The sequence below is a fragment of the Pseudorhodoplanes sp. genome, from assembly GCF_046289595.1.
Lineage (GTDB): Bacteria > Pseudomonadota > Alphaproteobacteria > Rhizobiales > Xanthobacteraceae > Pseudorhodoplanes.
Genome location: NZ_JBKBVB010000057.1, coordinates 21,040 through 27,666 on the forward strand (window position 1 = coordinate 21,040; position 6,627 = coordinate 27,666).

Here is a 6,627-nt window from a genome sequence, read left to right on the forward strand (position 1 = left end):
CCTTAAAGCAAGGCGGCCCCCGTTCCTCGTTTCGCGACCCGTGGTTCCGGCCATCCGCTTTGGCCGAAGGACCTGTCGGTGCCCGGCATCCGCGGCACAGAGGAGGGCGCGTTTCCTCAAACTCTGGTCTTTTTCAAGAGGACGCGATGACCAAGCGCACTGAAGCAAAGTACAAGCTCGACCGCCGTATGGGCGAGAATGTCTGGGGCCGGCCCAAGAGCCCGGTCAACCGGCGTGAATACGGCCCCGGCCAGCACGGCCAGCGCCGCAAGGGCAAGCTCTCCGACTATGGCGTGCAGCTGCGCGCCAAGCAAAAGCTCAAGGGCTATTACGGCGATATGTCGGAGAAGCAGTTCCGCGCCATCTATACCGAGGCGATCCGTCAGCGCGGCGATTCAGGCGCGAACCTGATCGGTCTCCTGGAGCGCCGGCTGGATGCGGTGGTCTATCGCGCCAAGTTCGTGCCGACGATTTTCGCCGCCCGCCAGTTCGTGAACCACGGCCACGTCAAGGTGAACGGCCGCCGCGTCAACATCCCAAGCTACCGGGTGAAGGTCAGCGACGTCATCGAGGTTAGGGACAAGTCCAAGGAGATGGTTCTGGTGCTGGAGGCGATGTCGCTCGCCGAGCGCGACATCCCCGACTATATCGAAGTCGACGAGGGCAAGAAGGTTGCAAAGTTCCTGCGCATCCCGACGCTCGGCGAAGTGCCCTACCCGGTCCAGATGGAACCGCATCTGGTGGTCGAGTTCTATTCGCGCTGACAAAACGTCGCAGCATTCGAAGTTCAGAAGCCGCCGCTTGGCGGCTTTTGTTTTTTGTCGGACCATGCCGCCACCGTTTTTGCAAATCGATTTGCACCCGATGCGATTTGAACGCGCGCTGTCCTTTCTTGATCGCTGCACGACCGCCACCGACCTTGCCGCCCTCATTGAGGAGTTCCACAGAACGATCGAGGCGTTTGGTTTCACGTCCTGCGCCTGCGGCGCCTGGATCGGCATCGGCAACGCCCGTCACTACCGCTTCTTCTTCAACTCCTGGCCGCAGGCCTGGATCGACATTTACACGCAGCAGAACTTTTTCCCGGACGATCCTTTTGTGCAGGAATCGCAGCGGACGGTGGAAAGCTATCTGTGGAGCGAACTGGAGCAAAAACAGCAACTGACACCCCGCGGCCGCGAGATCTACGAGGTCACCCGCCAATTCGGCTGGACCGAAGTGATGGGCATCCCCGTGCACGGACCGTCGGATTATCAGGGGCTCGTGTCGATCGCGACCATGCAGGAGGTCGGGCTCGGTCCCCGCGACCGCGCCTTCCTGGAACTGGTCGGGCATGCGATCCACAACCGGTGCCGCAAGGAAACCGGCTTCGGCCTGTCGCCGGACTTGCCCAAACTGACCCCGCGCGAACTCGAGTGCATGCGATGGGTTGCAATCGGAAAAACCAACTGGGAGATCGGCCAGGTTTTGGGCATTTCGCCTTCCACGGTGCATTTCCACGTCGAGGGCGCAAAGAAGAAGCTCAACAAGACCACGCGGACCGAAGCGGTCGCCGTGCTGGTGCTGCACGGACTCATCTGAAGACGGGAGAACGCACCCTCCCTAGTTGATCGACTAGGTGCGCGTTGTTTCCGGTCCCGGTTACCTGCCCTGAGGTCGATTGGCGTTGGGGGATGGCGGTGATCGGACAAGTCTCGTCGCAATCTGGGTGCTTGAAGACGCTCCTTCTTCGTTCCGGCGAATTCCGATCCGCCTTGGCCGCCATCCGCAGCGCCGCACTTTGCTCCGCGGCAATCGTTGCGACGGCCCTTTCGGCAGGCGAGGCGCGCGCCGCCGACGTCGACATCACCACCGACACCGCGAGCGTCAATCTCGACAGCTTCACCGGCACGACGGCGCGCGTTTTTCCGGGTGTCACCGTGTCGGGCGGGATCAGCGCGACCACGCAGCCCTGGTCGGTCACCAACGACGGCACCGTGAACGGGTTCAACAGCCTCGTGCTCGGGCTTGGAGGCGCCGTCATCAACAATGCGGCCGGACGGATCGACGGCACCGCCAGCGGCGTGATCACCGGCGATCCGGCCAATGGAGGGCCGGCGACGGTCGACAATTTCGGCACCATCACCGGCGGCTTCGGCGAAGGCGTTACGCTGCGTTTTGGCGGCACCGTAACCAACCATGCCGGCGCGACCATCGAGACCGCGGACGGTTTTAACGCGGTTTCGATCGGTCAGGGCACATCGCGCACGCTGATCAACAGCGGCACGATCAGCGCGACGCGCACCACCGGATTCAGCACCGGCGTCCTGATGCAGGGCGGACCTTCGACCTTCACCAACACCGCAACCGGCGTGATCTTCGGCGACTATAACGGTCTCTATGGCAGCGGCACCGCGCCCTTCACGTTCAACAATGCCGGCTCGCTCACGTCGCGGCGCGGCCCTGCTGTCGAGGCGGAGGGCGGTGGTACCTTCTTCAATAGCGGGACGATCGGCTCCACCGATTCGCACGGCATCCTGATCCGCAACAATTCCAACGCCGAGATCACCAACAGCGGCACCATCAGTGGCGCCGTGAACGCCATCAGCTTCGCGGGAGGCGGCGGTGCCGCCTTTGCAGCGACGCATACGCTGCGCCTGAATACCGGCTCGGTCCTGAACGGCAATGTGCTCGGCGGCAGCAATACCGACAATCTCGTCCTGCTTGGAACCGGCACGGAGTCGATTGCGAAGTTTCTGAATTTCGAAAACCTGTCGATGCAAGGAATTGACTGGACCCTGAGCGGCGCCGGGACATTTTCGACCGGCGCCGAGGTTCAAGGCGGCCTGCTTCAGGTCAACGGCAATCTGACCAGCCCGGTCGTCACCGTGCAGACCGGGGGAGCGCTTGGCGGCACCGGTGCCGTTACCGGCAACGTGGTCGTTAATGGCACGATCGCGCCGGGCAATTCGATCGGAACGCTGAACATCGTCGGTCCCTACACGCAGGCCGCCGGCTCGACCTACCGGGTCGAAATCAGCCCGGCGCCCGCCTCCGACCTGATCAACGTTACAGGTACTGCGACGCTTCTCGGCGGCACGGTCGACGTCGTCGCCGCACCCGGCAGCTATGCCGCCGGTCAACGCTACACCATCCTGACCGCATCGGGCGGCGTCACCGGGAACTATGCGGCGCTCACCGACAACATGCCGTTTCTGGAGTTCGCGTTGTTCTACGATCCGAACAATGTCTATCTCGACATCACGCAGGTGCTTGCAGTGAGTTTCGCATCCGTCGCGCAAACACCGAACCAGAAGGCCGCTGCGGGCGGCGCGCAGCGCCTCGGGCCCGGCAATGCAATCTTCAATGCGCTGCTCAGTCTCGATGCGACGTCTGCAAGACGCGCCTTTGACCTGCTGTCGGGCGAAATCCATGCATCCTTGCGCGGCGTGCTGCTCGACGACAGTCGCTTCGTGCGCGACGGGATCCTGCAACGGTTGCGTCAATTCGGGGGCGCGGGCGTTGGCGGCCCGCAAGTCGTGTCCGCCTATGCCGACGAGGACGACGGCGCGCTTGCCTACGCTGCGCGCAAGAGTACCGGCAACCGCAGCCGGGTGACGGCCGCGCTTCCCGCCCCCCTCGTCACCAAAGCCGATCCGGCGCCTGAGCGGCGCTGGGCGGTCTGGGCCAACGGCTTCGGAAATTGGGGCAAGTTCGATGGCGACGGCAACGCCGCCACCGCCACCACCCGGCTGGGCGGCTTCGTGTCGGGCGTCGATACCACCTTCGCCGGTTCCTGGGGATCGGCTTTGCGCGTCGGTCTCGCCGGCGCCTACCAGGCGCAAAACATTGGTGTCGGCGACCGCAACTCCTCGGCCAATATCGACAGCTATTACCTCGCCGGATATGCGGCGCTTTTGAACGGGCCCTTTGCGTTACGGGCCGGCATCGCCCAGGCTTGGCACGCCATCGAAACAACCCGCAATGTCGTCTTTCCCGGTTTTGGCAATACCGCCAAAGGCGATTACGACGGCTCCACGACACAGGTCTTCGGCGAGGTCGGCTATGCGCTGGACTATCATCGTTTTGCTTTGGAGCCCTATGCCGGCCTTGCCCATGTCCGGGTGAAGACCGACGGCTTCACCGAGACCGGAGGCACCGCCTCGCTCAGCGGTGCTGCGGCCGATACCAGCACCACCTTCTCGACCCTCGGCCTTCGCGCGTCGGTGCCACTGGCGACGGCCTGGAGTGCCGCGGTCGTCAAGGGCGGTCTGGGGTGGCGGCATGCATTCAACAGCGTGACGCCGACCGCTGAGCTCGCCTTTGCCGGGGGAGCACCCTTTACCATTGCCGGCGTCCCGATCGCCCGTGACGCATTGCTGGTCGAAGCCGGACTGGACGCCGCCTGGGGCGCGAATGTCACCGTGGGCGTCGCCTATTCAGGACAATATGCCGGCAACGCCAGCGAGCACGGCATCAAGGGGCAGGCTGTGCGGCGATTCTGAAAGCTTGCGGTTCAACGCCGCGTCCAAGTCCGCCACCGAGGTGGCCCGGGCGACAGCGCTGTTCGCGGTCCACCACAACGCGAAAAAGACTTTGGTTGCCGCGTTGAAAGCGACGCGCAGGACGTGGGACGCGCGCCGCGGTATTGAGAAACGGCGACTTGCCGGCACGGACAGGTGCCAAGCGTTTCGCAGAGAGAGAAACAGCACCCGCCTTCAGGCGATCGCCTTGCCCTGCACCGCGAGGCCCTTTTCCAGCATCAGGCTTTGCAATTCACCGGCCTGAAACATCTCGCGCACGATGTCGCAGCCGCCGACGAACTCGCCCTTGACGTAGAGCTGCGGAATGGTCGGCCATTGCGAATATTGCTTGATGCCTTCGCGCAGCTCGCCTGATTCCAGGACGTTGATACCCTTATAGGGAACCTGCAGATAATCGAGGATCTGCACCACCTGTCCGGAGAAGCCGCATTGCGGAAATTGCGGCGTGCCCTTCATGAACAACACCACGTCGTTGCCCTTCACCTCGTTGTCGATGAACTGGTTGATGCTCATGGGATATCCGATCCTTCAAAGGCGTTCCGCGGGTGAGCCGGCGTCCCGGCCAAGTCTTTTTCACATATAGGCAGGCCGGACGCGCTGCAACAGCGCCACACTGGGAGCGCCAGCGCGCCGGTCAATTCTCCGGCAGTCCGGTCTGCAAGGCGAGCGCATGCAGTGCGCCGCCCATCTGTCCCTGCAGGGCCTGGTAGACGAGCTGGTGCTGCTGGACCCGCGATTTTCCCCGGAAGCTTTCGGAAAGGACGGTGGCGGCGTAGTGATCGCCATCGCCTGCAAGGTCGCGGATCGACACCTGGGCATCCGGGATATGGGTCTTGATCAGCCGCTCGATCTCGGCGGCGTCCATGGGCATCGGGGAACTCCTCGTTGTCGCGGCCGGCATGGCCCGTTTGCCGGGCGCGGCGGCCGGATTTTGTTAAATATGGTGATTTGGGACGGCTGACAAACGCCTGCGTTACGGCCTTTCGATGGCTGACGGAATGCGTTTGGGAGTCTATCCTGCAGTTCTGGAGCGGATGCTGGCTGAGGAAGACGGATGAGGCACCTGTTTTTCACCACCGGACGGCTGGGATGCGCCGCCGGCATCGCCGCGCTGGTTTTCTCGGCACAGGGCGCACAGGCGCAGTTCTTCCCGTTCTTCGGCCCGCCGCAGCAGCAGCAGCAGCGGCAGGGCCCTCCCCCGCCTCCGCCCCAGCAACAGACCCGGCCGGCGCAGCCCTCGCAGGCCCCGGCCAAGCGGACCCAGCCGCCACAACCGAAGGCGCCGGCGAGCGCCGCCGTGCCGAAAGCAGGCCCTGCCACGGCAGCTGTGCCCTATCCGGACGTCCGTGCCGCGTGCAGTGCCGAAATCAGAACCACCTGTGCCGGCGTCGCCCCCGGCAGCGCGGAATCGGTCCAATGCCTGCGTCCGAACTTCGCGGTTCACACCGAGCCCTGTCAGGCCGCGCTCAGGAAAGCGATGAGCGCGCCCCCGCCTGCCAATCCAACGCCTGCCAATCCAACGCCCGCCTCGGCAACACCGGCTGCAGCGGCCCCCGAGCCAAAACCGTCCGAACCCTCAGGAACCGCGGCATCGCCCCGCATCGTATCGACCGATCGCATCACCCAGCCAGAAGGCGTGAAGGAATCGGACGCTCCCGATCTAAAGCTTCCCGCCATGCGCCCGACCCAGGAAGCGCGATGGGTCAACCGCCATTGCAAGGAAGACCATTCGCTGCTGTGCCAGGGCGTCACCTTCGGCCAGAGCCGCGTGCTCAAATGTCTGCTGTCGCACCATTCGTCGCTGACCAATCGCTGCAAGACCGCCCTCGCCAAGCGTTGAATACGGCCGTCGGCCTGTCTGTTCGGCTGCAAAGGCAGCGGCCGGGTCAGCCCACCCGCAAAGGAGTCCGACTGAGATGAAATGTTACAACGCGCCGGCGATCGCCGGTACGATCCTTCTGTGCGTTGCGGTCCAGGCGCAGGCCCAGGCACCGAGCAAGGCGCAGCAGGACGCCATCCGCAGCAATTGCCGCTCCGATTTCATGCGCCATTGTTCGAGCGTGACGCCCGGCGGGCGCGAGGCGCTGGATTGCCTGGTGCAGAA

6 protein-coding genes and 1 pseudogene are annotated in these 6,627 nt (G+C 64.0%); 5 read left to right on the top strand and 2 right to left on the bottom strand.

The genetic code is table 11. The features are described from left to right. Positions 1-146 precede the first annotated feature (146 nt). The 3 genes from rpsD to ACK41X_RS13350 all read left to right on the top strand — a co-directional run bounded on the left by rpsD (position 147) and on the right by ACK41X_RS13350 (position 4,484). Positions 147-764 carry a 30S ribosomal protein S4 gene (gene rpsD, locus ACK41X_RS13340; RefSeq protein WP_409723923.1) on the top strand — a complete coding sequence of 206 codons (618 nt, stop codon included), beginning with the start codon at positions 147-149 and terminating at the stop codon, positions 762-764. Between the two features lie 100 nt (positions 765-864). After that, a complete protein-coding gene (locus ACK41X_RS13345; protein WP_409723926.1) occupies positions 865-1,581 on the top strand; it encodes a helix-turn-helix transcriptional regulator in 717 nt (238 codons plus the stop codon). A gap of 131 nt (positions 1,582-1,712) precedes the next feature. Next, positions 1,713-4,484 carry an autotransporter domain-containing protein gene (locus tag ACK41X_RS13350; protein WP_409723929.1) on the top strand — a complete coding sequence of 924 codons (2,772 nt, stop codon included), beginning with the start codon at positions 1,713-1,715 and terminating at the stop codon, positions 4,482-4,484. A 213-nt stretch (positions 4,485-4,697) separates the two neighbouring features. Here ACK41X_RS13350 and grxD read toward each other — a convergent pair whose 3' ends face one another. Together grxD and ACK41X_RS13360 are read right to left on the bottom strand one after the other, a co-directional pair. After that, positions 4,698-5,036 carry a Grx4 family monothiol glutaredoxin gene (grxD, locus tag ACK41X_RS13355; protein WP_409723932.1) on the bottom strand — a complete coding sequence of 113 codons (339 nt, stop codon included), beginning with the start codon at positions 5,034-5,036 and terminating at the stop codon, positions 4,698-4,700. Positions 5,037-5,157: 121 nt separating this feature from the next. After that, complete coding sequence (locus ACK41X_RS13360; protein ID WP_409723935.1) at positions 5,158-5,394, bottom strand: BolA family protein; 237 nt, start codon at positions 5,392-5,394, stop codon at positions 5,158-5,160. A gap of 183 nt (positions 5,395-5,577) precedes the next feature. Here ACK41X_RS13360 and ACK41X_RS13365 point away from each other — a divergent pair, with 183 nt between their 5' ends. Next, positions 5,578-6,363: a hypothetical protein gene (locus tag ACK41X_RS13365; protein ID WP_409723938.1), complete on the top strand. Its 786-nt coding sequence runs from the start codon at positions 5,578-5,580 to the stop codon at positions 6,361-6,363. A gap of 76 nt (positions 6,364-6,439) precedes the next feature. Then, a pseudogene (locus ACK41X_RS13370) lies at positions 6,440-6,627 on the top strand (hypothetical protein); the annotation flags it as partial.